Origin of the sequence: uncultured Pseudokineococcus sp. (assembly GCF_947499845.1) — a bacterium.
In the GTDB taxonomy this organism is placed as follows: domain Bacteria; phylum Actinomycetota; class Actinomycetes; order Actinomycetales; family Quadrisphaeraceae; genus Pseudokineococcus.
Genome location: NZ_CANMPM010000012.1, coordinates 26,058 through 50,765, shown reverse-complemented (window position 1 = coordinate 50,765; position 24,708 = coordinate 26,058). Strand labels below are relative to the sequence as shown.

Annotated in this window: 25 protein-coding genes, 1 tRNA gene and 1 riboswitch; of the genes, 4 read left to right on the top strand and 22 right to left on the bottom strand. The window is 78.0% G+C overall.

The annotated features are described in order from the left end of the window. Positions 1–85: 85 nt before the first annotated feature. Both sigK and Q0789_RS12050 read left to right on the top strand, forming a co-directional pair. Positions 86–697 (top strand): ECF RNA polymerase sigma factor SigK, encoded by a 612-nt coding sequence (gene sigK, locus Q0789_RS12055; RefSeq protein WP_298805501.1) that lies wholly within the window; start codon positions 86–88, stop codon positions 695–697. After that, a complete protein-coding gene (locus Q0789_RS12050) occupies positions 697–1,404 on the top strand; it encodes an anti-sigma factor (RefSeq protein ID WP_298805499.1) in 708 nt (235 codons plus the stop codon). Before sigK ends, Q0789_RS12050 begins: the two co-directional genes overlap by 1 nt. Positions 1,405–1,507: 103 nt before the next feature. Here Q0789_RS12050 and gcvP read toward each other — a convergent pair whose 3' ends face one another. The 21 genes from gcvP to Q0789_RS11945 all read right to left on the bottom strand — a co-directional run bounded on the left by gcvP (position 1,508) and on the right by Q0789_RS11945 (position 21,325). After that, positions 1,508–4,450, bottom strand: coding sequence for an aminomethyl-transferring glycine dehydrogenase (gene gcvP, locus Q0789_RS12045; protein ID WP_298805497.1), 2,943 nt, complete (start codon positions 4,448–4,450; stop codon positions 1,508–1,510). 88 nt (positions 4,451–4,538) lie between these two features. Next, positions 4,539–4,660: riboswitch (glycine riboswitch) on the bottom strand. A gap of 27 nt (positions 4,661–4,687) precedes the next feature. Next, the gene (locus Q0789_RS12040) at positions 4,688–5,287 is read right to left on the bottom strand and encodes a MerR family transcriptional regulator (RefSeq protein WP_298805495.1); all 600 of its coding nucleotides are present in this window, start codon (positions 5,285–5,287) and stop codon (positions 4,688–4,690) included. A gap of 121 nt (positions 5,288–5,408) precedes the next feature. Continuing rightward, the gene (locus tag Q0789_RS12035) at positions 5,409–5,930 is read right to left on the bottom strand and encodes a bifunctional nuclease family protein (RefSeq protein ID WP_298805492.1); all 522 of its coding nucleotides are present in this window, start codon (positions 5,928–5,930) and stop codon (positions 5,409–5,411) included. 131 nt (positions 5,931–6,061) lie between these two features. Beyond that, a complete protein-coding gene (locus Q0789_RS12030) occupies positions 6,062–6,745 on the bottom strand; it encodes a MerR family transcriptional regulator (RefSeq protein ID WP_171202405.1) in 684 nt (227 codons plus the stop codon). Between the two features lie 74 nt (positions 6,746–6,819). After that, positions 6,820–7,353 (bottom strand): FHA domain-containing protein, encoded by a 534-nt coding sequence (locus tag Q0789_RS12025; protein ID WP_298805488.1) that lies wholly within the window; start codon positions 7,351–7,353, stop codon positions 6,820–6,822. Positions 7,354–7,493: 140 nt separating this feature from the next. Beyond that, positions 7,494–7,895, bottom strand: coding sequence for a glycine cleavage system protein GcvH (gcvH, locus tag Q0789_RS12020; protein WP_298805486.1), 402 nt, complete (start codon positions 7,893–7,895; stop codon positions 7,494–7,496). Positions 7,896–7,996: 101 nt separating this feature from the next. Further along, on the bottom strand, positions 7,997–8,890 hold the full coding sequence (locus Q0789_RS12015) for a DUF881 domain-containing protein (protein ID WP_298805484.1): 894 nt from the start codon (positions 8,888–8,890) through the stop codon (positions 7,997–7,999). Next, on the bottom strand, positions 8,887–9,219 hold the full coding sequence (locus tag Q0789_RS12010; RefSeq protein WP_298805482.1) for a small basic family protein: 333 nt from the start codon (positions 9,217–9,219) through the stop codon (positions 8,887–8,889). Before Q0789_RS12010 ends, Q0789_RS12015 begins: the two co-directional genes overlap by 4 nt. Continuing rightward, entirely contained in the window at positions 9,216–10,091 is an 876-nt protein-coding gene (locus tag Q0789_RS12005) for a DUF881 domain-containing protein (protein ID WP_298805480.1), read from the bottom strand. The genes Q0789_RS12010 and Q0789_RS12005 overlap by 4 nt, the downstream gene beginning before the upstream one ends. Continuing rightward, a complete protein-coding gene (locus Q0789_RS12000; protein ID WP_298805478.1) occupies positions 10,088–10,768 on the bottom strand; it encodes a CDP-alcohol phosphatidyltransferase family protein in 681 nt (226 codons plus the stop codon). The genes Q0789_RS12005 and Q0789_RS12000 overlap by 4 nt, the downstream gene beginning before the upstream one ends. 175 nt (positions 10,769–10,943) lie before the next feature. Further along, positions 10,944–11,017, bottom strand: a tRNA-Pro gene (locus tag Q0789_RS11995). A 105-nt stretch (positions 11,018–11,122) separates the two neighbouring features. Continuing rightward, entirely contained in the window at positions 11,123–12,625 is a 1,503-nt protein-coding gene (gene der / locus Q0789_RS11990; protein WP_363325992.1) for a ribosome biogenesis GTPase Der, read from the bottom strand. A 55-nt stretch (positions 12,626–12,680) separates the two neighbouring features. Next, the gene (locus Q0789_RS11985; protein ID WP_298805452.1) at positions 12,681–13,433 is read right to left on the bottom strand and encodes a 1-acyl-sn-glycerol-3-phosphate acyltransferase; all 753 of its coding nucleotides are present in this window, start codon (positions 13,431–13,433) and stop codon (positions 12,681–12,683) included. Beyond that, on the bottom strand, positions 13,430–14,197 hold the full coding sequence (gene cmk, locus Q0789_RS11980; RefSeq protein WP_298805450.1) for a (d)CMP kinase: 768 nt from the start codon (positions 14,195–14,197) through the stop codon (positions 13,430–13,432). Before cmk ends, Q0789_RS11985 begins: the two co-directional genes overlap by 4 nt. A 152-nt stretch (positions 14,198–14,349) precedes the next feature. Further along, positions 14,350–15,570: a prephenate dehydrogenase gene (locus tag Q0789_RS11975; protein WP_298805577.1), complete on the bottom strand. Its 1,221-nt coding sequence runs from the start codon at positions 15,568–15,570 to the stop codon at positions 14,350–14,352. 5 nt (positions 15,571–15,575) lie between these two features. Then, a complete protein-coding gene (aroH, locus tag Q0789_RS11970; protein WP_298805448.1) occupies positions 15,576–15,938 on the bottom strand; it encodes a chorismate mutase in 363 nt (120 codons plus the stop codon). 198 nt (positions 15,939–16,136) lie between these two features. Further along, entirely contained in the window at positions 16,137–16,892 is a 756-nt protein-coding gene (locus Q0789_RS11965) for a pseudouridine synthase (protein WP_298805446.1), read from the bottom strand. A gap of 641 nt (positions 16,893–17,533) precedes the next feature. Continuing rightward, positions 17,534–18,178, bottom strand: a complete 645-nt coding sequence (gene scpB, locus Q0789_RS11960) for an SMC-Scp complex subunit ScpB (protein ID WP_298805444.1) — start codon at positions 18,176–18,178, stop codon at positions 17,534–17,536. Then, on the bottom strand, positions 18,175–19,128 hold the full coding sequence (locus Q0789_RS11955) for a ScpA family protein (RefSeq protein ID WP_298805442.1): 954 nt from the start codon (positions 19,126–19,128) through the stop codon (positions 18,175–18,177). Before Q0789_RS11955 ends, scpB begins: the two co-directional genes overlap by 4 nt. A 77-nt stretch (positions 19,129–19,205) precedes the next feature. Continuing rightward, positions 19,206–20,021, bottom strand: a complete 816-nt coding sequence (locus Q0789_RS11950; RefSeq protein WP_363325994.1) for an AAA family ATPase — start codon at positions 20,019–20,021, stop codon at positions 19,206–19,208. A gap of 272 nt (positions 20,022–20,293) precedes the next feature. Further along, positions 20,294–21,325: a site-specific tyrosine recombinase XerD gene (locus Q0789_RS11945; protein WP_366917729.1), complete on the bottom strand. Its 1,032-nt coding sequence runs from the start codon at positions 21,323–21,325 to the stop codon at positions 20,294–20,296. Positions 21,326–21,535: 210 nt separating this feature from the next. On the opposite strand from Q0789_RS11945, the gene arfB reads away from it, so the two are divergent. Beyond that, complete coding sequence (arfB, locus tag Q0789_RS11940) at positions 21,536–22,012, top strand: alternative ribosome rescue aminoacyl-tRNA hydrolase ArfB (protein WP_298805436.1); 477 nt, start codon at positions 21,536–21,538, stop codon at positions 22,010–22,012. A 34-nt stretch (positions 22,013–22,046) separates the two neighbouring features. On the opposite strand, the gene Q0789_RS11935 is transcribed toward arfB, so the two are convergent. Then, positions 22,047–23,618, bottom strand: a complete 1,572-nt coding sequence (locus tag Q0789_RS11935) for an ATP-binding protein (protein ID WP_298805435.1) — start codon at positions 23,616–23,618, stop codon at positions 22,047–22,049. Between the two features lie 140 nt (positions 23,619–23,758). On the opposite strand from Q0789_RS11935, the gene Q0789_RS11930 reads away from it, so the two are divergent. Then, entirely contained in the window at positions 23,759–24,658 is a 900-nt protein-coding gene (locus Q0789_RS11930) for a spermidine synthase (protein WP_298805434.1), read from the top strand. The last annotated feature ends 50 nt before the right edge of the window (positions 24,659–24,708 follow it).

The following is a 24,708-nucleotide window of genomic DNA, read 5'->3' as shown; positions in this document are numbered from 1 at the left end:
GAGCACGAGGTCGGGAGGAGAGACCGGACGGGCGCCGGCGGCGTCCGCCGGTCCTGGCGGCGACAGGGGTGGCAGAGTGGGCGAGGTGTCCTTCCTCCGTCCCGAGCGCCGCCGTGCCCGACCGGGCGCCGAGGCCGCGGACGAGCGGCCGGAGGACCCGGTCGGGGACCTCCTGCGCCGGGTGGCGCGGGGCGACGAGCGGGCCTTCGAGGGCCTGTACGACGCCGTCGCCGGTCCCGTCCACGGCGTCGTGCTCCGGGTCCTGAGGGACCCGGCGCAGTCCGAGGAGGTCACGCAGGAGGTCATGGTGGAGGTCTGGAAGCAGGCCCCGAGGTACGACGCCGCACGCGGCAGCGCCCGCGGGTGGGTGCTGACCATCGCGCACCGCCGCGCCGTGGACCGCGTGCGCTCGGCGCAGGCGAGCACCGACCGCGAGGACAAGGTGGCCGCACGCGACGCCGACCGCGCCTTCGACGTCGTCACCGAGGAGGTCGAGCACCGGCTCGAGGCCGAGCAGGTGCGGCGCTCGCTCGACGTGCTCACCGCCCTCCAGCGGGAGTCGGTGGAGCTCGCCTACTACGGCGGCTACACGCACCGCCAGGTCGCGGAGATCCTCGGGATCCCGCTCGGCACCGTGAAGACGCGCCTGCGCGACGGGCTCATCCGCCTGCGCGACGAGATGGGGGTGGTGGCGTGATGGCCGCGACGGACCACCGCACCGGCGACCGCGAGGACGTGCGCGACCTCCTCGCCGCCCACGCGCTCGACGCCGTGGACGACGTCGAGCGCGCCCGCGTCGAGCGGCTGCTGCGCGAGGATCCCGAGGCGGCGGGCGAGGCCGCCGGCTACGCCGAGGCCGCCTCGCGGATGGCCGTCGCCGTCGCGGCGTCCCCTCCCCCGCGCCTGCGCGCCGCGGTGCTCGCCGAGGTGGCCCGCACCCGGCAGGTCGCCCCCGCGTCCCCGACCCGTCGGGAGGCCCCCGCCGACCACCGCGCCGGGCGCGGCGGCCGCGGCGCCGTCCGCCTGCTCGCCGCCGCGTGCGGGGTGCTCCTCGCCGGCTGCGTGGGGCTCGGCGCCGTCGTGCTCGGCCAGGACGACGGCGCGCCGTCCCTCGTGGCCGCCGGCGGCTTCGCCGACGGCACGGCGGCCCTGCTCGAGGTCGACGGCGACTACGTCGTCCTCGGCCAGGGCGTCGCGGCGCCCCCCGCCGGCCGCGTCTACCAGCTGTGGTCGCTCGGCGACGACGGCGTCCCGGTGCCCGAGGGCTTCCTCGAGCCGGAGGACGGCGGGTTCGTCGGGCAGCTGGACGACTGGCGGGACGGCGCGGTGCTCGCCATCACCGAGGAGCCCGCCGGCGGGTCCGAGCAGCCGACGAGCGACATCCTGGCCACGGTCCCGACCTGAGCCGCTCCGGTCGGCCCGGCGGCCGCGGTCGTGCGCCGAGCACGGCAGCGCCCCCGCCCCTCGCGAGGGGGACGGGGGCGCTGCCGTCTCGGCGTCCGGTGCCTCAGAGACCGGCGAGCTCCTCCACCGGCGGGCAGGAGCACACGAGGTTGCGGTCGCCGTAGGCGCCGTCGATGCGCCGCACCGGCGGCCAGTACTTGCGCTGCGGGCTCACGCCGGCCGGGTACACGGCGCGGGAGCGGTCGTAGGGCCGGTCCCACTCCCCCACGAGCATCACCGCGGTGTGCGGCGCGCCCCGCAGCGGCGAGTCCTCGACCGGCCAGCGGCCCTCCTCGACCTCGGCGACCTCGGCCCGGATGGCGACCATCGCGTCGCAGAAGCGGTCGAGCTCGGCGAGGTCCTCGCTCTCGGTCGGCTCGACCATGAGCGTGCCCGCGACGGGGAAGGACATCGTGGGCGCGTGGAAGCCGAAGTCCACGAGCCGCTTGGCGACGTCGTCGACGGTGACTCCCGTGGCGGCGGTGAGCGGCCGCAGGTCGAGGATGCACTCGTGGGCCACGAGCCCGCCCTCGCCGGTGTAGAGCACCGGGTAGTGCTCCCGCAGCCGCGCCGCGACGTAGTTGGCCGTGAGCAGCGCCGCCTGCGTGGCCCGCAGGAGGCCGTCGGGGCCCATGAGGGCGAGGTAGGTCCAGGAGATCGGCAGGATCCCCGCCGACCCGAGCGGCGCGCCCGACACCGGGCCGACGCCGTCCGGGCCCGTGCCGCCCGCGTCGCTCGCGCCCGCGCTCGCGCCGCCGGTGACGTCGGCCGCCGGGAGGAAGGGCGCGAGGTGCGCGCGCGCCGCCACGGGGCCGACGCCGGGACCGCCGCCCCCGTGGGGGATGCAGAAGGTCTTGTGGAGGTTGAGGTGCGAGACGTCCGCGCCGAACTCGCCGGGCTGGGCGACGCCGACGAGCGCGTTGAGGTTGGCGCCGTCGACGTACACCTGCCCGCCGGCCGCGTGGACCGCCTCGCAGAGGCGGGTGATGCCCGCCTCGAAGACCCCGTGGGTCGAGGGGTAGGTGACCATGACGGCCGCCAGCCGCTCCCCGTGCTGGGCGATCTTCGCGTCGAGGTCCTCGAGGTCGACGTCACCGGTCCCCGTCGTCGCGACGGTGACGACGCGCAGCCCGGCCATGACGGCGCTGGCCGCGTTGGTGCCGTGCGCGGACGTGGGGATGAGGCAGACGTCGCGGGCCTCGTCGCCGCGGCTGCGGTGGTAGGCGCGGATGGCGAGCAGGCCGGCGAGCTCGCCCTGGCTGCCCGCGTTGGGCTGCAGGCTCACGGCGTCGTAGCCCGTGACCTCGGCGAGCTGGGCCTCGAGCTCGGCGGCCAGCGCCCGCGTGCCGGCGAGGTCCTCGGCCGGTGCGAAGGGGTGGACGTCGGCGAAGGCGGGCCAGCTGATCGGCTCCATCTCGGCCGTCGCGTTGAGCTTCATCGTGCAGGAGCCCAGCGGGATCATGCCGCGGTCGAGCGCGTAGTCGGCGTCCGAGAGGCGCTTGAGGTAGCGCAGCATCGCCGTCTCGCTGCGGTGCACGGCGAAGACGGGGTGCGTGAGGTAGTCGCTCGTGCGGTGCAGCGCCGCCGGCAGGCCGAGCTCCGGACCGGCCACCGGCACCGGGCCCGCGGGGAAGCAGGCCACGACGGCGTCGACGTCCGCCGGCGTCGTCGTCTCGTCGCAGGACAGGCCCACGACGTCGTCGTCCACGCGGCGCAGCCAGTACCCCGCCTCGCGGGCGGCGGCGACGACCTCGTCGGCGCGCCCGGGGACGCGCACGAGGACGGTGTCGAAGACGTCCGCGTGGACGAGCTCGAGCCCGCGGGCCCGCAGCGCGCCGCCGAGGGCGAGGGTGCGCTCGTGGACGGTCCGCGCGATCCGCCGGAGCCCGTCGGGGCCGTGGTGGACGGCGTACATCGAGGCGATGACGGCGAGGAGCACCTGCGCGGTGCAGATGTTGCTCGTCGCCTTCTCGCGGCGGATGTGCTGCTCGCGGGTCTGCAGCGCCAGGCGGTACGCCGGGTGGCCGTCGGCGTCCCGGCTCACGCCGACGAGGCGCCCCGGCAGCGTGCGCTGCAGGCCCTCGCGGACGGCGATGTACCCCGCGTGGGGCCCGCCGCCGCCCATCGGCACGCCGAAGCGCTGGCTCGTGCCGACGGCCACGTCGGCGCCGACCTCGCCCGGGGGCCGCAGCAGGGTCAGGGCCAGCAGGTCGGCGGCCACGACGACGAGCGCCCCGCGGTCGTGGGCCTCCCGGACGAGCGCCTCGTCGTCGCGGACGAGGCCGGACGCACCGGGCTGCTGGAGGAGCAGGCCGAAGAGGTCGCCCTCGGGCAGGCCCTCCCGCGTGTCGTGGACGACGACGCGCATCCCGATCGCCTCGGCGCGCGTGCGCAGGACGGCGAGCGTCTGCGGGAGCACGTCGGCGTCGACGACGAAGGCGGCGTCGCGCGGCGCCCTGCTCGCGCGCCGCACGAGCGTCATCGCCTCGGCGGCGGCGGTCGCCTCGTCGAGCATCGAGGCGTTGGCCAGGGCCAGGCCCGTGAGGTCGGCCACGACCGTCTGGAAGTTGAGCAGCGCCTCGAGCCGGCCCTGGCTGATCTCCGGCTGGTACGGCGTGTAGGCCGTGTACCAGGACGGGTCCTCGAGGACGTTGCGGCGGATGACGGGCGGCAGCACCGTGCCCGAGTACCCGAGGCCGATCATCGAGCGCCGCACCGTGTTCCGGTCGGCGAGGGCCCGCAGCCGCTCGGTGACCTCGCGCTCGCTGCCGGCGGCCGGCAGGTCGAGCGGGCGGTCCGTGCGGATGCCGGCGGGGACGGCGGCCTCGACGAGCGCCTCGAGGCTCGGCTGCCCCACGAGCGCCAGCATGCGGCGCAGGTCGTCGGCCGAGGGGCCGACGTGGCGGTCGGCGAAGGGCACCGCGCCGGACGTGCCCGACCCGAGGTCGTCGAGCGGCTGGTCGTCGAGCGGGCGGTCCGTGAGCTGGGGGTCCACGGGCAGGGTCATGGACGGGCTCCGAGGGGTCGGCGCGGGAGCGCGGGCGACGTCCCCGCCGAGGCGGGGTCCCCCTCTGTCGCCCTCGGCTCCAGAGATGCCTGCCCGCGCGGTCCTGGCGCCTGAGAGGTTCCGGGGAGGTTGCCCCTTCGGCGCCCCGTGCCCGGCGCCGGCGCAGCGGGCGCGCGGGGCCGCGTGCGGGGACTCTCCCGCGCGGGGTCGATCAGCCCGTCCAGGCTACCCCGGGGCTCAGCCGGTGCGGCGCGCGGCGCGGCGGGCGGAGAGCTCGTCCTGCGGCTCGGCGCCCGGGGTGCCGGGCTTGGCGTCGTCGGCCCGCTCGCCCGGCAGCGCGGCGAGCGTGCCCTCGACCTCGCGCCACACGCGGCCGACCGCGATGCCGAAGACGCCCTGCCCGCCCTGGACGAGGTCGATGACCTCGTCGGCCGACGTGCACTCGTAGACGCTGGCGCCGTCGCTCATGAGGGTGATCTGCGCGAGGTCCTCGACGCCCCGCTCGCGCAGGGTCGCCACCGCGGCCCGGATCTGCTGCAGCGAGACGCCGGTGTCGAGCAGCCGCTTGACGACCTTGAGCACGAGGATGTCGCGGAAGCCGTACAGGCGCTGGGTCCCGGAGCCGGTGGCGGGCCGCACGCCCGGCTCGACGAGGCCGGTGCGCGCCCAGTAGTCGAGCTGGCGGTAGGTGATGCCGGCGGCGCGGCAGGCCGTGACCCCGCGGTACCCGACCTCCTCGTCGAGCACGGGCAGGTCCTCGGAGAACAGGACGCCCTGCGCCGCCCGGGGTGCGGGACGGCGCGGAGCCGCTCCGCTCGCATCACCCGTGGTGCTCACACCGGCCTCCATCGCGGGGTCCTGCGGCGCGGGGCCGGATGCTCGGGGCTCGAGCACCGGGGCGCGTGGCCCGCCGCGGACGTCCTCTCGGTGGGGAACGTACGCAGGCCCTCGGGCCGGGTCAACGACCGGGGCCCGTCGGGCCCGGCGTGTCGCCCGGCCCCTCCTCGGGCTGCTCGAAGTCCTCGGCGCTCACCTGGTCGAGGAACTCGCGGAAGCGCTCGACCTCGTCCTCCGCCTCCCCCTCCTCCTCGGGGACCCCGACGGCGCTCGTCTCGAGCACCTCGTCGGCGCCGAGGATGGAGCACCCGGCGCGCAGCGCCAGCGCGATGGCGTCGGACGAGCGGGCGCTGACGACGACGCCGCCGGAGAGCACGAGCTCGGCGAAGAAGACGTTGTCGCGCACGGCGACGATGCGGACCTGCTCGAGCTCGCGGCCCAGGGCGCCGATGACGTCCTTGAGCAGGTCGTGCGTGAGGGGCCGGGGCGGCACGACGCCCTGCTGGGCGAAGGCGATGGCGCTCGCCTCGGGAGCCCCGATCCAGATGGGCAGGTACCGCTCCCCGCCCGTCTCCCGCAGCAGGACGATCGGCTGGTTGGACGGCATCTCGACCCGGACTCCGACGACCTCGAGCTCGCGCACGAGAGCCACGGTAGCCCGCCGCCGGGCCCGCGGCGGGGTGGGACCGGCGCGACCGGGCCACCCGCGGCGGGCGGCACCATCCGGGCGCACCGGCTGGGCGGGCACGACCTGGGCGCGGGCGCCCGGCGTCCTCAGGTGAGGCGGCCGAGGCCCCCGCGCACGAGGGCCGTGTGCAGCCGCAGGCACAGCGCGGCGAGCTCGGAGGCGGCGTCCGCCGCGCGCGCCGACGCCCCGGGGCCGGGGTGGCGGCGCAGCGGCACCACGACCTGCTCCACGAGGCCGAGCTCGCGCTCGGCGGCGGTGCGGAAGGCGCGCAGGTGGCGCGCCTCGATGCCGAAGGCGGCGAGCTCGCCCGCCGCCGTCGCGACCTCGAGGTCGTCGGCGCCGAAGTGCCCGTCCTCGGCCGCCACCAGGCCGTACCCCTCGAGGTCGGCCAGCAGCTGCTCGTCGACGCCCGCGGCCTCCCGCAGCTCCGAGCGCCGCAGGCGCAGGCGCGGCGACGCCTCGAGCCGGGCCGGCTCGGGGTCGGCGACCGCGCGCGGCGCGAGCGGGGGCGGCCCGGCGGGCGAGGGGGGCTGCAGGCCGCGGTCGAGCGCGTCGAGGTGCTCGGCGATGGCCTTGAGGGGCATGTACCGGTCGCGCTGGAGCTCGAGGACGAGCCGGAGCCGCTCGACGTCGGCGGCCCGGAACTTGCGGTACCCCGCCGCGGTGCGCTGCGGCTCGACGAGGCCCCGCTCCTCGAGGAAGCGGATCTTGGAGTGCGAGATCTCCGGGAAGTCGCCGACGAGCTCGCCGAGGACCTCGCCGATGCTCATGAGGCGGCCCGCCCGCACCGCGGGGTCCGGTCGCGCCCCGGGGGTGGGCCCGCCCGCCCGGGGGGCCGGTGCGCTCACGCGCCCTCCCCCTCGGAGCCCGTCGCGGAGGGGTGGAAGACGAGCCGGTACTTGCCCACCTGGACCTCGTCGCCCGCGGAGAGCTCGACCTCGTCGACCCGCACGCGGTTGACGTAGGTGCCGTTGAGGCTGCCGGCGTCGCGCACCCGGAAGCGGGCGCCGGCGCCCGTGCCGTCCCGGAGCAGCTCGGCGTGACGGCGGGAGACCGTGACGTCGTCGAGGAAGATGTCGCTCTGCGGGTTGCGCCCGGCGGTCGTGCGGACGGCGTCGAGGAGGAAGCGGGCGCCCTGGTTGGGCCCGCGCTGCACCACGAGCAGCGCCGACCCCGGCGGCAGCGCCGCGACGGCGCTCTGCTCGTCGGTGGACAGCGGCGAGGCGCCGTCCTCGGCCTGCGCCTCGTCGTCCCGCCCCGCGTCGCGGGCGGCCGCCTCGACGTCGGGGAGCGCGTGGCTCGACGTCGTATCGGCCGGCCCGCCCCCGCGGGGGGCCTCCTCGCGCGCGTCGCGCGCGCCCTCGTCCTGCGTGCTCATCGGTGCCGCCCTCCCTCGACGGGTCGTCCGTCGCGCCTCCCGACCCGCTCCGGTCGGGGGAAGATTACTGGGGTCGCCCAGTCGGGTGCTCGACGGCGGCCCTCCTCACGGGCGCCGCCCGGCCTCGTCGTGCGGGTGCCCTAGGAGGTGGTCGCCCGGTAGCCGTCGGCGTCGAGGAGGGCGTCCACGGCGGCCGGGTCGACCCCCTCGAGCTCGAACATCCAGCCCTCGCCGTACGGGTCGCTGTTGACGAACTCCGGGGTGACCTCGAGGGCGGGGTTGACCGCGCGCACGACCCCGGACAGGGGCGCGTAGACCTCGCTGACGCTCTTCGTCGACTCGACCTCGCCGATGCTGTCGCCGGCCTCGACGGCGGCCCCCTCGTCGGGCAGCTGGACGAAGACGACGTCGCCCAGCGCCTCCTGCGCGAAGGCCGTGATGCCGATGCGCACCGCCCCGTCGGGTCCCGGAGCGGTCACCCACTCGTGCTCGGCGGTGTAGCGGAGCCCCTCGGGCGTCCCGGCGGTGCTGTCGTCGGCCACGGTGCTCCTGGTGGTTCCTGGGTCGGACGGTCGGCGGGGCTGATCATGCCAGCCCCGGCGCCCTCGCGGCACGGGCCGGCGTCGACCCGGCGGGCGGCCCGTCAGTCGTCGCCGGCGTCCCCTCCGTCGCCCCCGGTCCCCTCGCCGGCCGCGTCGTCGGGGCGGGCCAGCCCGGGCGCGGGCTCGGGCGCGGTCGCCGTGATGCGGACCTCGTCGCGGCGCTGCACGAGCACGGTGGCGCCCTCGCTCTCGAGGAGGTCGAGCACCCCGCCGGGGATGCCGATGGTCGCCTCGAGGCGGACCGGGTCGCCGATGGCGCGGATGGTGAAGGGCGAGGTGACGAGCGTCCCGCCCACCTCGACGCCGAGGGCGGTGTCCGTGAAGGCGGTCCGCGCGCCGACGCGGGCGTCCCCCACCGAGAGGACCTCGGCGCCGGCGTCGCGCAGCTCCTGCACCGTGCCGAGCAGCCGCACGGCGCTGACGCCGCCGTCCGGGTCGACGACGCTGACGGTGACGCCCGGGCCCACCGCGGGCGCTGTGCCGGCCAGGAGCCGCTGCGCGTCCTCCGCGTCCTGCTGGGAGCGCAGGGCCTCGGCGCGCTGGTCGCCCTCCGCCTGCAGCGCCCGCTGGGTGTCGCGCAGCTCGGTGAGCTCGCCCTGCAGCCGCTGCCGCTGCTCCCCCAGGTCGTCCACGGCGCGGACGAGGTCCGCCTCGCGCAGCTGGGCCAGGCCGCTCTCCTGCGTCGCCTGCAGCTGCACGACCAGGGCGAACCCCAGCGCGGCGCACAGGAGCCCGGCGAGCAGCTGGCCCCGTGCGGCCCGCGGGCGCAGCGCGGACACCAGGCGCCGGCGCACGAGGCGGGCCGAGGGCGGCGCCGGCGGGCCCTGCTCCCCCTCCGCGGCCGGGTCCTCCCCCGGACCCGGGCCCGCGTGCCGTCCGTGCTCGTGCCGTTCCTGCTCGGGGCGCGGCCCGGGCTCCTCCTCGGGCGTGCTCATGCCCGGAAGAGGTGCCGACGGATCGCGGCCGCGTTGGAGAAGATCCGGATGCCGAGGACGACGACGACGCCCGTCGACAGCTGCGCGCCGACGCCGAGCTGGTCGCCGAGGTAGACCACGAGAGCGGCGACGACGACGTTGGAGAGGAACGAGACGACGAAGACCCGGTCGTCGAAGACGCCGTCGAGCACCGCCCGCAGGCCGCCGAAGACGGCGTCGAGGGCCGCGACGACGGCGATGGGCAGGTAGGGCTGGACGAGCGGGGGGACGGTCGGCTGCAGCACGAGCCCCAGGACGACCCCCACGACGAGGCCGAGGACGGCGATCACGGCGGGCTCCCCCCGTCGGCGTCGAGGACGCGCGCGGCCTCGGGGCGCAGACCGGCGGCGGCGGGCAGGTGCAGCTCGTCGACCTCGTCCACGCTCACGGTGATGCCGTAGTCGGCGAGGCCGGCGGCGTACCGGCCGCCCGCCGAGCGGGCGAAGCCGGTGGCGAGCGCGTCCGGGTCCCCGACGGCCTCGACCTCGTAGGGCGGCGCGAGGGGCTGGTAGCCGACGAGGACGGCCTCCCCGGCCCCGCGCACGGCCGTGCGGGCGGTGAGGCGCTGCCCGCCGACGGCCACGGCCTCGGCGCCGGCCGACCACAGCCCGTTGACGACCACCTGCAGGTCCCGGTCGCGGACCCGGCCGAGGTCGGCCTGGGCGTCGGTGCGCGGGGAGCCGGAGGCGTCGGCGCGCGCGTCGGGGGCGTCGTCGACGACGACGCGCAGGCCCGGGCCCGTGACGGCGACGGCCCCGGTCGCCGCGCCGAGCTGCTGCGCGCGCTCGCCGCCCTCGGATGCCTCGGGCCCGAGGACGGCGTCCTGCGCGCCGACGACGTCGGCGCGCGCGCCCTCGACCGCGGAGGCGAGCGCGTCCACCTCGCCCTGGCGCTGCTCGACCTCGGCCCGCAGGGCGGCGGTCGTGCCCTCGGCGCCGGGGGCGCGCAGCTGGACGACGCCGACGACGGCGAGGAGCCCGGCGAGCAGGCCGAGCCCGGCCGTCACCGCCCTGCGGGGGCGGGTCGCCGGGGGTGCCGTCCCGGTGCGGCGGGCCGCGGCGGCGGACGCGTACCCGGGGTCGAGCGGTCGCTCCATGACCTCCCGCAGCAGCGTCATCGACGCGTCGGGGCGGCGGCGCGTCGCGCCGGCGGCGGGGCTCACGTGCCGGCCCCCGCGACGGCCCGCTCGCCCGTCGGCCCGGCGTCGGCGCGCACGAGGAGGCGGACCTGGTGGACGTAGAGCAGGCCGGCCCACCAGTAGAGGCCGGTGCCCCACCAGGCGAAGGCCCAGCCGAGCGACTCGGCCGCCGGCCCGAGCGGGCTCAGGGCGCCGCCGACCTGGGCGAGGAGGATGAGCGGGAAGGCGTAGAGCAGGCAGAAGGTCGCGGCCTTCCCGAGGTAGTGCACCTCGAGCGTGCCGTACCCGTGCCGCGAGAGGACGGGGACCGTGAGCGCCAGGACGACGTCGCGCAGCGCGATGAGCGCGACCAGCCACCACGGGACGACGTCCCGCCAGGCCAGGCCGACGAGCGTCACCGCGATGTAGAGGCGGTCGGCGGCCGGGTCGAGGACCCGCCCGAGCCGCGACGTCTGGTGCCAGCGCCGGGCGAGGTACCCGTCCACCCAGTCCGAGGCGCCCGAGACCATGAGGACGAGGAGCGCCCAGCCGTCGCGCTCGGTCGCGATGAGGACGGCGAAGACGGGGACGAGGAGCAGCCGCGCGGCGCTGATGGCGTTGGGGACGGTGAGGACGTCGTCGGTGTCCATCTCCGCCGCCGTGGACCCCCGCGGGGCGGGCGAGCTGCCGCTGCCCCGCTGCGGGGCGCTCGAGCCCTCCACGCGCACCTCCCCTGCCCGTCCGGCACCGGTCGTGCCCGACGCCGGGCAGGAGCCTACGGGGCACGGGTGACGACGAGGGCGGCCCACCCGGCGGCGCCGCCAGGAACGGGGGCGCCGGCGGGGCCGGAGACGACGAAGGCCCTGGCAGGAGCGGTGCTCCCACCAGGGCCGTGCGTCGGGATGACAGGATTTGAACCTGCGACCCCTTGACCCCCAGTCAAGTGCGCTACCAAGCTGCGCCACATCCCGAGCTGCCGCGCACCGGCTCGCGCCCGCCCCGGAGGGCGGCCGGCGGACCGCCGCGGCGCCGCAGACACTACCGCACCGGCGGGGCCGCTCGACGCCCGTCGGTGCTCAGCGACGGCGCCGCTCGCGCACCCGGACGCTGAGCTCGACGGGCGAGCCCTCGAAGCCGAACTCCTCGCGCAGGCGCCGCTCGAGGAAGCGCCGGTAGCCCGCCTCGAGGAAGCCGGAGGCGAAGACGACGAAGCGGGGCGGCTGGGTCGACGGCTGCGTGCCGAAGAGGATCCGCGGCTGCTTGCCGCCGCGGACGGGGTGCGGGTGCTCGGCGACGACCTGGCCGAGGAAGCTGTTGAGGCGCCCCGTCGGGACGCGCGTCCCCCACGAGTCCAGGGCGACGTCGAGGGCGGGCACGAGGCGCTCGAGGTGGCGGCCCGTGCGGGCGGACACGTTGACCCGCGGCGCCCAGCGGACCTGCACGAGGTCGCGCTCGAGCTCCCGCTCCAGGTAGTAGCGGCGCTCCTCGTCGACGAGGTCCCACTTGTTCACGGCGAGCACGAGGGCCCGCCCCGCCTCGACGACCGTGGAGATGATGCGGGTGTCCTGCTCGGTGAGGGTCTCCGAGCCGTCGACGAGGACGACGGCGACCTCCGCCTTCTCCAGCGCGGCCTGGGTGCGCAGCGACGCGTAGAAGTCCGCCCCGCTCGACTGGTGCACCCGGCGGCGGATGCCGGCCGTGTCGACGAAGACCCACTCGCGACCGGCGAGCTCGACGACCTCGTCCACCGGGTCGCGGGTCGTCCCGGCGGTGGCGTCGACGACGACCCGGTCGCTGCCCGTGAGCTTGTTGAGCATGCTCGACTTGCCGACGTTCGGGCGGCCCAGGAGGGCCACGCGCCGCATCCCGGACGGGCGCTCGCGGGCGGCCTGCAGCTCCTCGGGGACCGCCGCGAGGACGGCGTCGAGGAGGTCGCCCGACCCCCGGCCGTGGACGGAGGAGACCGGGTACGGCTCCCCCAGCCCGAGGGACCACAGCGTCGCCGCGTCGGCCTCGCCGCGCTGGTCGTCGACCTTGTTGGCCGCGAGGACGACGGGCTTGCCCGAGCGCCGCAGGAGCCGGACGACGGCCTCGTCGGTGCCGGTGGCGCCGACCGTCGCGTCGACGACGAGCACGACGACGTCGGCCGCCTCGACGGCGACCTCGGCCTGGGCGGCGACGCGCGCCTCCAGCCCGGCGACGTCCTGCTCCCACCCGCCGGTGTCGACGAGCGTGAAGCGCTGCCCCGACCACTCCGCGGGGTAGCTGACGCGGTCGCGGGTGATGCCGGGCAGGTCCTGCACGACCGCCTCGCGGCGGCCCAGGATGCGGTTGACGAGGCTCGACTTGCCGACGTTGGGGCGCCCGACGACGGCGACGACGGGCAGCACCTCGAGCGGCTCCGCGGCCGCGCCCGTCTCCTCGGCGAGCAGGAGGGCGTAGTCCTCGTCGGAGAGCTCGTAGTCCTCCAGGCCGGCCCGCAGCGCGGTGGTCCGGTCGGGGCCCACGGCGCCGTCCTCGACGTCGTCGACCGCTCCGGCGACCTCGACCTCGGTCTCGCTGGTCTGCTCGTCGTCCATCTGCTGGTCCACCATCTCGTCCTCCGGCCCCGGGCCGGTCCCGTCGGCGTCCACGTCAGGACCTCCCCGGCCCGGCGGGCCGCTCGACGTCGTCCGGCAGCGGCATGCCGGTCAGGTCCACCGCCGCGTGCACGTGGGCCGTCATCGCCCCGCGCAGGTCCTCGGTGGCCTGCTGGAGCGCGTCCCGCCGCGGCACGCCGGCGCGGGGGGTCAGCGACACCGGCTCGCCGAAGACGACGTGCACGGGCTGGCGCGGGCGCGGCAGGTCGGTGCGCGACCCGCCCGCCCGCTTCGTGCCGAGCAGCGCGACGGGCACGACGGGCGCACCGGTCTGCAGCGCGAGCCACGTGACGCCGGACTGCATGGCGGCGACGTCGCCGCGCCCGCGGGTGCCCTCGGGGAAGACGCCGACGGAGCCGCCGCGGCGCAGCACGCCGACGGCGGTGACGAGCGCGCCGCGGTCGCCGGTGCGGTCGACGGGGATCTGCCCGCAGCCGCGCAGGACGACGCCCAGCGGGCCGGTGAACATCTCCTTCTTGACGAGGAAGTGCGTGCCGCGGGGCGCCATGCCCATGAGCAGCGGCCCGTCGAGGAAGCCGAGGTGGTTGCTCGCGAGGAGCACCGGCCCGTCGGCGGGCACGTTGTCGAGGCCGTGGCGCGTGACGCTCCACAGGGTGCGGGAGAGCACCCAGCCCACCGGCTTGCCCCACTTCGGGCCGAAGGTGCCGGGCACCTCGCGGCCGCCCGAGGCCGGGCGACGGGCCGGCGCCCCACCCTTCTCGCCGCCGCCCTTCCCGCCCGCGCTCATCGGGCGCCCGCCCGGTCGGCGCGCTCGAGGGCGCTCGCGCTGACCTGCTCCGTCGGCAGGGCCGCGGGGACGGCCCGCGCGACGAGCGCGAGGACGGCCTCGACGGTCTCCTCGAGGGTCAGGGCCGAGGAGTCGACGGTGACGACGCCGTCGGCCGCCACGGAGAACTCCGAGACGGTCGCGTCGTCGCGGTCCCGGCGCAGCACCTCGTCGCGGGTGGCCTCGCGGGAGGAGGCGTCGTCGCTGCCGTGGACGTCGAGGGAGCGGCGCCGCAGCCGGGCCTCCTCGTCGGCGACGAGGAGCACCCGCACGTCGGCGTCGGGGACGACGACGGTGGTGGTGTCGCGGCCCTCGGCGACGACGCCGCGCTCGCGGCGGGCGAGGTCGACGACCGCGCGCTGGCGGCGGCGGAGCTCGGCGCGCACGTCGAGGTTGGTCGCGACGGCGCTGACGGCGGCGGACACGCGGCTCGCCCGCAGGTCGTCGGTGACGACGCGCCCGCCGACGCGCACCGACGGCGCCGACGGGTCGGTGCCGAGCTCGAGCTCGATCTGGCGCGCCACCTCGGCGACGGCCCCGCGGTCGGAGAGGTCGACGTCGTTCTCCAGGCACCACCAGCAGACGGCCCGGTACGTGGCCCCGGTGTCGAGGTACGCCGTGCCGAGCCGGGCCGCGACGGCGCGGCTCACGCTGGACTTGCCGGAGCCCGACGGCCCGTCCACGGCGACGACGACCGGGGCGGCGGCTGGGCGAGGAGCGGACATGCGGGTCCTGACGTCGGTGCGGTCGGGGAGGACCGGCCTCCTCCGCGGGCGGGCGCGGAGCGGCTCAGGTCGCGCCCAGGGTAGTCGCTGGCGCCCGCGGGGCCGGTCGCCCGCAGCGCGCAGGGCTCAGCCGCCGCCCTCCGCCGCCGCCCTCAGCCGGCGACGCGCCAGCCGCGCGGCGGCAGCTCGGCCTCGAGGCGCGGCCGTCCCGCGGGCAGGACGGAGAGCTCGGCGAGCCCCAGGAGGCGCCCGGGCGCGTGCTCGAGCTTGACGTCCTCGACGCTGACCCCGAGGTCGGCCACGTCGGCGAACAGGCGCGCCAGGCTGCCGGGCTCGTCGGGCACGAGGACGGCGACGACCTCGACGGGCACGGGGTCGGCCCCGTGCTTGCCCGGCACGCGCGCGACGCCGGCGCCGCCCTCGTCGATGGCGCGCGCGACCCGGGCGCGGGCCCCGAGCGCCGCGCCGTCGGCGGCCAGCGCGTCGAGGGCGCCCAGCACGGCGTCGAGGTCCGAGCGCAGCGCGTGCAGCGCCCGCGCCACCGGCGCCGCGTTCGCCCCGAGGATCTGCACCCACAGCCCCGGGTCGCTGGCGGCGATGCGGGTGACGTCCCGCAGCCCCTGGCCGGCGAGCGCGACGGCCCCGGAGGGGGCCTCGAGCAGCCGCGCGGCCACGAGGCTCGCCGCCACCTGCGGCACGTGCGAGACCAGCGCCACCGCCTCGTCGTGCGCGGCGGCCCCCATGACGACGGGCACGCCACGGCAGTCGGCGACGACGTCGAGGACCCGCTCGAGGGCCCCCGCGGCGGCACCTCCCGGGTCCCCGGCGACACCTCCGGGCGGCGCCGCGGCACCGCCCGGGGCGCCCTCCGGGGGCACGAGCACCCACGGGCGGCCCGTGAAGAGGTCGGCCCGCGCGCTCGTGGCGCCCGAGCGCTCGCGGCCGGCCATGGGGTGGCCGCCGACGTAGCGCCGCACGGCCGAGGGGTCGGCGCCGTCGCGGGCGAGCGCCGCCGCGACGCCGTCGAGCACGGCGCCCTTCACGCTGGCGACGTCGGTGACGACGGCACGGGGGTGCGCCCGCAGGCGCGCGGCGACGACGTCGGCCGTGACGTCCGGCGGGGCGGCCACGAGCACGACGGACGGGTCCTCGGCCGGGCCGGCGGGGCGGCCGGCGCCGACGTCGCGCGCCAGGGCGCGGGCGGTCGGCGAGGGGTCGTCGAGGGCGACGTCGACGCCGCGCGCCCGCAGGGCCAGCCCGGCGCTGGCGCCGAGAAGCCCCGTGCCCACGACGAGGACGGTGCCGCGGGTGCGGGCGGGCCTGCCCTCCGCCCCCGGGCCGGCCGCCCGGGGCGCGGCCGGTCCGTCTGTCACCGCGCTCACTGGGCGATGTCGCGGCGCAGCGCGACGGCCCCCCGCAGGTAGACGTGGCGCACGTCGGAGCGCGGGACGTCGAGCTCGGCGTGGGCCATGAGCCGCACGACCCGCGGCATGGCGCCCGGGACGTCGATCTCGGTGCAGCACAGCAGCGGGACGTCGCCGAGGCCCAGCTCGCGGGCCGCGACGGCGGGGAACTCCGAGCGCAGGTCCGGGGTCACGGTGAAGACGACGGAGATGAGGTCCTCGGGCCCCATGGGGTTGGCCTCGAGGACGGCGGTGACGAGCTCGCGGGTCGAGGCGAGCAGGTGCTCGCGCTCGTCGACGTCCAGCTGGGTCGCCCCGCGCACCGCTCGCACCGCCACCGCGCACCCCTTCCGTCTTCCGCCCTGCCGACGCCTCCGGTCGCCCGGCCCGCGTCGGGCCTCCGCGTCGTCGTGCCCGGCGGCCCGTCGCCGGCGTCCGAGCGGCGCCGTCGCGAGGCTAGCGGCGGCGCGCCGGGCGGGGCGGGCGGCGCCCGGTGGGCGGACGCCGGCCCCCGGCGGGCCGCCGGGGGCGGGGCGTCAGAGCCCGACGTCCGCCATGAGGCGACCGAGCTCGGGGCCGGCCAGCGCCCGCGAGCGGCCGGGGAGCATGTCCCCGAGGAGCACCGGCCCGATGCGCGTGCGCACGAGCTGCTCGACGGGGTGCCCCACCTCGGCGAGCAGGCGGCGGACGATGTGGTTCCGCCCCTCGTGGAGCACGAGCTCGACGAGCGCGCGCCCGGGCTGGGAGTCGACGAGCCGGAAGGAGTCGACCTTCACGGGGCCGTCCTCCAGCTCGACGCCCTCGCGCAGCCGGCGCCCGAGGTCGCGCGGGATCGGCCCGGGCACCTGCGCCAGGTAGGTCTTCGGCACCTCCCACGAGGGGTGCTGGAGCCGGTTGGCGAGCTCGCCGTCGTTCGTCACGAGGATGAGGCCCTCGGTGTCGACGTCGAGGCGGCCGACGTGGTAGAGCCGGTGGGCGTGCTGCTCGAGCAGGTCGCCGATGCAGGGGCGCCCCTGGGGGTCCGACATCGTCGAGACGACGCCGAGCGGCTTGTTCAGCGCCAGGTAGACCTTCGTCTCGTCCAGGACGACGCGCAGCCCGTCGACGTGGACGGCCTGGCGGGAGGGGTCGACCCGCAGGCCCAGCTCGGTGACGACCACGTCGTCCACGCGCACCCGGCCCGCGGCGATGAGGTCCTCGCACGTGCGGCGCGAGCCCACGCCGGCCTGCGCCAGCACCTTCTGCAGGCGCACGCCGTCGGCGACGTGGACGTCGACCGCCGGCTGACCCACCGGGCGCTCGCCGCGCTCGCCGCGCTGGGTGCCGGCCGGGCGGCGGGACGCGCCGCGCGCGGAGGCACCACGACCGCTCGTGCCCTGCTGACCGCGCCCGATGCCCGAGCCCCAGCGGTTCGCCTTGTGGTTGCGACGGCGCTCCTCGGCGATCTCCTCGGGCGTGCGGCGGCGGTCGGGCGACGACGACCGCTGGCCCTCGCCCGTCCCCGCGCCCCCCGGGCGCGTCGACGGGCGACCGCCTGCCGGTCGTCCCCGCTCCGGTCGGCCGCCGTCGGGTCGGCCGCCGCGGCGGTCGTCGGGGCGCCCGCCGCCGGGGCGAGGCCCGTCGGGTCGTCCGCGGCGACCGTCCGTCGGCCTCTCCCCGGTCCGCGCGTCGTCACGGCGCGGGCCGCGCTCGTCATCACGGCGCGGACGGCGCTCGTCGTCACGGCGCGCGTCGCGCCGGTCGGCTCCCGGCGCCGGGCGGCCGCCGCGACCGCCCGTGGGCGCGCCACCGCGACCGCCCTGGGGCGGGCGGCTCCCCCGGCTCGCTCCCGTGCTGCGCGAGCCGCCGGACGCGGGGCGCCCACCGCCCGCTCCTCGGGCACCTCCGGGGCGGCCTCCTCGGCCCCCGGCTCCGCGCCCGCGTCCGTCGTCGCTCACAGCTGTCCTTCCGTCAGGTCCTCGAGGTCCGCGCCCTCGGGCAGGAACGGGGCCAGGGGCGGCAGCTCGTCGAGGCTGGCCAGCCCCATCCGCTCGAGGAAGGAGGGCGTCGTCCCGTAGAGCATCGCACCCGTGGCGGGGTCCTTGGACTGCTCGACCACGAGGCCCCGCGCCACGAGGGTCCGCACGACGCCGTCGACGTCGACGCCCCGCACCGCGGAGACGCGGGCCCGGCTCACCGGCTGGCGGTAGGCGATGATCGCCAGCGTCTCGAGCGCCGCCTGCGTGAGGCGCGCCGTCTGGCCGTCGCGCACGAAGCGCGCGACGACGTCGGCCAGGTCGGCGCGGCTGTAGACGCGCCAGCCGCCGGCGGAGCGGCGCAGCTCGAAGCCCCGGGCGTCCCGGGCGTACTCGTCCTCGAGCGCGACGAGCAGCGCGTGCACGCGGTCCACCGGCAGGCGCACGGCCGCGGCCAGCGACGCCTCGTCGACGGGCTCGTCGACGACCATGAGCACCGCCTCCAGCGCGGCCCGCGCGCCGCCGGGCAGGTCCTCGACGTCCGGCACCCGCTCGGCGTCGGGCTCCTGCTCCCCCGCGGGCGGTCGTCCGTCGCCGCCCGCCGCCGGCCCCTGCTCGCTCACGACGGCGCATCCTCCCCCGGCTCGACCACGCCGCGCACCACGCCCTCGAGCGCCTCATCCTCGTCCTCCCCGTCCCCGGCGGGCCGGGTCCAGCGGACCGACAGCTCGGCGAGGGCGTCCGCCTGCTCGAGGGCCACGGCGCCGTCGCGGAAGAGCTCGAGCAGGGCGAGGAAGCGCGCGACGACGACGAGCACCGACCCGGCGTCGCGGACGAGCTCGCGGAAGGTCGCGCTGCCCTCGCGCCGCAGGTGGCGGGCCACGGCCAGGGCCTCCTCGCGGACGCTCACGGCGGACCCGTGCAGGTGCGCGAGGCCCACCCCGGGCGGGGCCGGGCGCGGGCGCGACGCCGCGGCCGCCAGCTCGGCGAGCTGCTCCGGCGTCGTCGACAGGACGAGCTCGGGCAGGAGGCCGGCGAGCGCGGGCTCCAGGGGCGCGGAGCGCGGCACGGAGCGGCCGAAGCGGGCGAGCCGGTCGGCGAGGACCGCCGAGACGTCCTTGTAGGCCCGGTACTGCAGCAGGCGGGCGAAGAGCAGGTCGCGGGCCTCCAGGAGGGCGAGGTCCTCGGCGTCCTCGACCTCGCCGCTCGGCAGTAGCCGGGCCGCCTTGAGGTCCAGGAGGGTGGCGGCGACGACGAGGAACTCGCTCGCCTGGCCGAGGTCCCAGTCCTCCTCCGCCCCGTCGGGGCCCTGCGCCTCCCCGCCCCCCGCCGCCTCGCCCGACCGGGCGCGCAGGTGCGCGACGAACTCGTCGGTGACGGCGGCCAGCGCCACCTCGGTGACGTCGAGCCGGTGCTTGGAGATGAGCTGCAGGAGCAGGTCGAACGGCCCGGTGAAGACCTCGAGGTGGACCTCGAAGGGCGCCCGCCGGCCGGCGGGGCGGGCGCGCGCGGCGGGCGCGGCCCCCGCGGGCGCCGCGTCGTCCGCCGGTGCCCCGCCCACGGTGGGGTCCACGCGGGAGTCCACGACAGGGTCCACGCCGGGGTCCACGGGGTCCCGCCGGTCCGAGGGCGCGGGCGGCGCGTCGGGGCTCAGGCCGCGTCGCCCCGGGCGATGAGCTCGCGCGCGAGCTGGCGGTAGGCCGCGGCCGCCGGGTGGCTGCTCGCGTAGCTGGTGATGGGCTCGGCGGCGACGGTCGCGTCGGGGAACTTCACCGTGCGGGCCACGACGGTGTGGAAGACGTCGTCGCCGAAGGCGTCGACGACCCGGGCGACCACCTCGCGGCTGTGGAGGGTCCGCGAGTCGTACATCGTCGCGAGGATGCCGTCGACCTCGAGCCGAGGGTTGAGGCGGTCCTGCACCTTCTCGATGGTCTCGACGAGCAGGGCGACCCCGCGCAGGGCGAAGTACTCGCACTCCAGCGGGATGACGACGCCGTGCGCCGCGGTGAGCGCGTTGACCGTGAGGAGCCCCAGGGAGGGCTGGCAGTCGATGAGGACGACGTCGTAGTCGTCGAGGACGGGGCGCAGGGCGCGGGCCAGGAGGTTCTCGCGCGCGACCTCGGAGACGAGCTGCACCTCGGCGGCCGACAGGTCGATGTTGGCGGGGATGACGTCCATGCCCTCGACGCGCGTGCGGACGACCGCGTCGCGGGTGTCCGCGTGGCGGTCGACCATGAGCGTGTAGACCGTGGTCTCCCGGTCGTGGGCCGAGACGCCGACCCCGGCGGACAGGGCGCCCTGGGGGTCGAAGTCGACGAGCAGCACCCGGCGGCCGAGCTCGGCCAGCGCGGCCCCGAGGTTGATGGTGGTCGTCGTCTTGCCGACCCCGCCCTTCTGGTTGCACAGGGCGATGACCCGGGCCGGGCCGTGGGAGGACAGCGGCGGCGGGACCGGGAAGTCCGGCATCGGGCGCCCCGTCGGGCCGAGGCCCAGGCCGGTGACGTCGAGCGCCGTCTGACCGGGCGCCCCGTCCGCGTCAGCGGTGGGCGGGGCGCTCTGGTCGGTGCTCACGGCGGTCACTCCCGTGCTCGGGTCGGCGGCGTCGGCCGCCCGGCGGCGGCCCGCCCAGGGCGGCTCGACCCTAGCCGCGCCTCGGAGGCACCGTCGAGGCGGCGTGCTCGTCGGCCACGGCTCCGGGCGGCGGACGCGGGCGGCGGCCGGGCGGCCGTGGCGCCGGCTCAGCGCGCCCGGGGGTGGGCGGCGGCGAAGACCTCGCGCAGCGCGTCGGCGGTGACCAGCGTGTACGCCTGCGTCGTCGTCACCGACGCGTGGCCGAGGAGCTCCTGGACGACGCGCACGTCCGCGCCGCCCTCGAGGAGGTGGGTCGCGAAGGAGTGCCGGAGGGTGTGCGGGGAGACGCTGCCGGACAGGCGCGCCCGCTCGCCGGCGGCGTGCAGGACGGCCCAGGCGCTCTGGCGCGAGAGCCGCCCCCCGCGCGTGTTGAGGAACAGCGCCGGCCCGCCGCGGCCCGCCGCCGCGAGCGCGGGGCGGCCGCGGACGAGGTAGGCGTCCAGCGCGGCCCGCGCGTAGCGCCCGAGCGGCACCACCCGCTCCTTGTCCCCCTTGCCCCGCAGCCGCAGCAGCCCCTCCGGCGGCGGCCCGTCGTCCTCGCCCGGGGCGCCGGCGGAGCCCTGCGGGCGCGGGCCGCCGAGGACGTCGACGAGGTCGTCGACGTCGAGCGCCACCGCCTCGGAGATGCGCGCGCCGGAGCCGTACAGCAGCTCGAGCAGCGCGCGGTCGCGCAGCGCGCCGGGACCGTCGCCGACCGCTGCGGCGTCGAGCAGGCGCCCCACCTCGGCGACGCCGATCGCCTTCGGCAGGCGGCGCGGCTCCGCGGGCGGCCGGACGTCGTGCGAGGGGTCGGTCGTCGTCAGCCCCTCCTCGGCGAGGAAGCGGTGGAAGCCCCGCACGGCGACGACGGCCCGCTTGCTCGAGCTGGCCGTGAGGACGGCGCGCCCGTCGCCCCCCGTGCCGAGGGCCACGGCGAAGGCGCTGACGTCCGCGGGCTCGACGTCCGCCGGGGCGGCCCGACCCCGCGCGGCGAGGAAGTCGGCGTAGCGGACGAGGTCGCGGCGGTAGGCCGCCAGCGTGTTGTCCGACAGCCCCCGCTCCACGCGCAGGTGGCCCAGGTAGGTGCCGACCGCCGCGTCGACCGCGGACGGCGCGCGCGGGACGTCCTGCGCCCGCCCCCGCTCGGCCGGGGCCGCCACGGCCTCGGCGAGCAGGGCCTCGGCGGCCACGGCCTCGGCGGGCAGGGCGGCGGCACCGCTCGCGCCGTCGTCGCCCGCCACCACGGCGTCCACGGTACGGCCCGCGGCCGTGGCTCCCCGGTCGTCGACCGGGGCGCCACCGGAGGGGCGCGCGGACCGGCCGGGGGCGGGGAGCGGCGGGGCGCCGCCGCGGTCGGGCACCCTGGGCGGGTGAGCGGATCCTCGGCGCCGGCCCCCGCAGGGGCGTCCGGCGGTGACCCCGCGGGCGACCTGCGCGTCACCCGCGGGGTGCTCCTGCCGTCGGCGGAGCTCGCGTGGCGCTTCAGCCGGGCCGGCGGCCCGGGCGGGCAGGGCGTCAACACCACCGACTCCGCGGCGGAGCTGCGCTGGGTCCCCGCGCGATCCCGGGCGCTGTCGGCGCCGCAGCGCGAGCGGCTGCTGGAGCGCCTCGGCCCCCGGCTCGTCGACGGCGCGCTCGTCGTCCGGGCCTCCGAGCACCGCGAGCAGCTCCGCAACCGCGCGAGCGCCCGCGAGCGCCTCGCCGCCCTCGTCGCCGAGGGCCTGCGCCCCCCGCCCGCCTCGCGGCGCGCGACGGCGCCCTCACGGCGGGCCCGCGCCCGCCGCACCGACGCCAAGACGGCGCGCGGGCGGACGAAGGCGCTGCGGCGCCGTCCCGACGACGGGTGACGCGCCGACCGAGCGGGCCGGTGCTGAGCCGTGGTCAGTCGTCGCCGGGGCGGTCGACGTACCGGTGCGGCACGACCCCCGGACCGGCGACCCACCCGAAGGACGCCCCCTCCTCCCCGACGGGCTCGACGAGCGGCGGTCCGCTCTGGTCCGCGGGAACGCCGAGCAGCGCCCGCGTCACCGACTGGGTGCTGTCGAGCAGGTCGTCGAGCGCGCGCTGCAGGTGCTCGCCGCGGACCTCCCGCAGCGCGCCCGGCGAGTCCTCGAGCGACTCCAGCACCGCGCGGCGCAGGAGCTCCTTGACGAAGGAGGCGGTGACGCCCTCGGTGCGCTCGACCGCCGCCGCGAGGTCCTCCTCGGTGAGGGCCGTCGGCACTCCCGCGGCGTAGAGGTCGAGCAGACGGCGTCGTCCGTCCGCGTCGGGCAGGCCGATCTCGACGGCCACGTCGACGCGGCCCGGCCGGGCGGCCAGCGCGGGCTCGAGGAGATCGGCGCGGTTCGTCGTCAGCAGGAAGAGCAGGTCGGCGTCGGACGCCGCCCCGTCCATGGCGTCGAGCAGCTCGAAGAGCACCGGGCTGGCGCCCGAGCCGAAGCCGCGGTCCTCGGCGACGAGGTCCACGTCCTCCAGCACGACGACGGACGGCGCCAGAGACCGCGCCAGGGCGGCCACCTCGCCGACGAGCGCGAGGGCCCGACCGGCGAGCAGCAGCACGGTGGCGTCGGGCACGTGCTGGACGACGTAGCGCGTGGTGTGCGTCTTGCCCGTGCCGGGCGGGCCGTGCAGGAGCAGGCCCCGCTTGAGGTGCTGGCCCGCCTCCCGCAGCGCGGTGCGGTGGCGCGCCACCTCGATGCTGTGGCGCTCGACGCGCCGCAGGACCTCCTCAGGGAGCACGACGTCCTCGCGCCGCGTCGGCGGCAGGTCGGCGAAGCGCAGCTGCGCGCCGCCCATGTCGCCGGGGGCGAGCTCCACGACCTGACCGCGGTAGACGTCCAGACGGGAGCGCAGGGCCTCGACCTCGTCGAGGACCGCCTGCGCGTCGGCGGTCTCGAGGCCGCCGACCTCGAGCTGCAGCGACGGCGGCTCGTGCTGCTCCGGGCCGCGCACGCGCAGCACCCACCGCCCGCGGGCGTCCGAGACGAGCAGCAGCGCGCTGCGCCAGCAGGCGCGCGTGCGCCCGCCGGGACCCGACGGCAGGTCCACGAGGTCGGGCGCGGCCAGCCGCAGCGGCGGCAGGTCCTCGCCGTGCAGCAGCTGGTGCAGCACCACGCCGCCGTAGTGCGGCGGCATCGCGACTCCCTCGACGGCGACCTCGCGCCCGGCCTCGGCGCACCAGGCGTCGAGCGCGACCTGCACGTTGACGTGCTGGAAGACGGGCAGCTGGCGCGTGACGACCGAGCGGGCGCGCCCCTCCGCCGGCACGTGCGCCTGCAGCCGCTCGGTGACGGGGCTCCGGCGCGCCTGCTGCGCCTGGGCACCCGCCCAGTCGGCGAGCCGGTCGAGGGCGCGGGCCAGGGACCGCACCTCCGCGCGCTCCTCGGGGGACAGGTCGGCGCGCGGGGGCTCGGCGCGGCCGTCGTGCTCGTCGCTCGCGGCGGGGGTGGTCACGCAGCGACGCTAGGGGGCGGCCGACGGGCTGTCCCCGGCTTTCCCCGGCCCGTCGACCTCGGCCCGGCGTCCGCGCGGCGCTCGCACGGCTGCGAGGGCCCTCCCGCGCGCGCCGCCGGAGCCTCGGCCAGGGTGGGCCGGTGCCCGACCGCCACCGCCCCTCCCGCGCGTCCGCCGACCGCGGCTCCCGCCCCCAGCCGCAGCCCGGCACGTGGTCGACGGCGAGCGGCGTCGTCGAGCTCGCCCGCAGCGGCAGCGACGAGCAGGCCTGGACCGTCTTCGTCAACGGCGTCGCCAGCTCCTCGGTCCACACGGGCGACCCGACCGTCCTGGAGTTCGAGTACCTGCGGTGGATGGCCGACGTCCTCGACGAGCGCGAGCCGGCCGGAGGGCCGCTCGAGGTCGTCCACCTGGGCGCCGCGGGGTGCGCCCTCGCCCGCTACGTCGACGCGACCCGTCCGGGCTCGCGGCAGGTCGCCGTCGAGATCGACGAGGACCTCGCGCGCCTGGTCCGCGAGTGGTTCGACCTCCCCCGCTCCCCCGCCCTGCGCCTGCAGGTCGGCGACGCCCGCGAGCGCCTGGCGACCCGCCGCGACGCGAGCGCCGACGCCGTCGTCCGCGACGTCTTCGCCGGGGACACGACGCCCCGGCACGTGCGGACCCTCGAGTTCACCCGGGACGTCGCCCGGGTGCTGCGCCCGGACGGCACCTACCTCGCCAACGTCGCCGACCGGCCGCCGCTGAAGAAGCTTCGTCGCGAGGTCGCCACGGTGGCGGAGTTCTTCGAGCACGTGGGCGTCCTGGCGGAGACGGGCCTGCTCCGGGGCCGCCGCTACGCCAACGCCGTCGTGGTCGCCTCGCCGTCGCCGCTGCCCGCCGACCGGCTCGTGCGCCGGGCTGCGCGGGCGCCCGTGCCCACGCGGTGGGTCGACGGTGACGACCTCGTCGAGCTCGTGGCCGGCGCGAGGTCCGAGCACGACCCGGTGGCGCCGTCCGAGCCGGTCACAGGCCCGGACGTCGGCGAGCGCGGCACGGGCTGAGCCGTCCACCAGCGTGACCGTGCTCGGTCACGCTCGTGGACGGCTCCGCC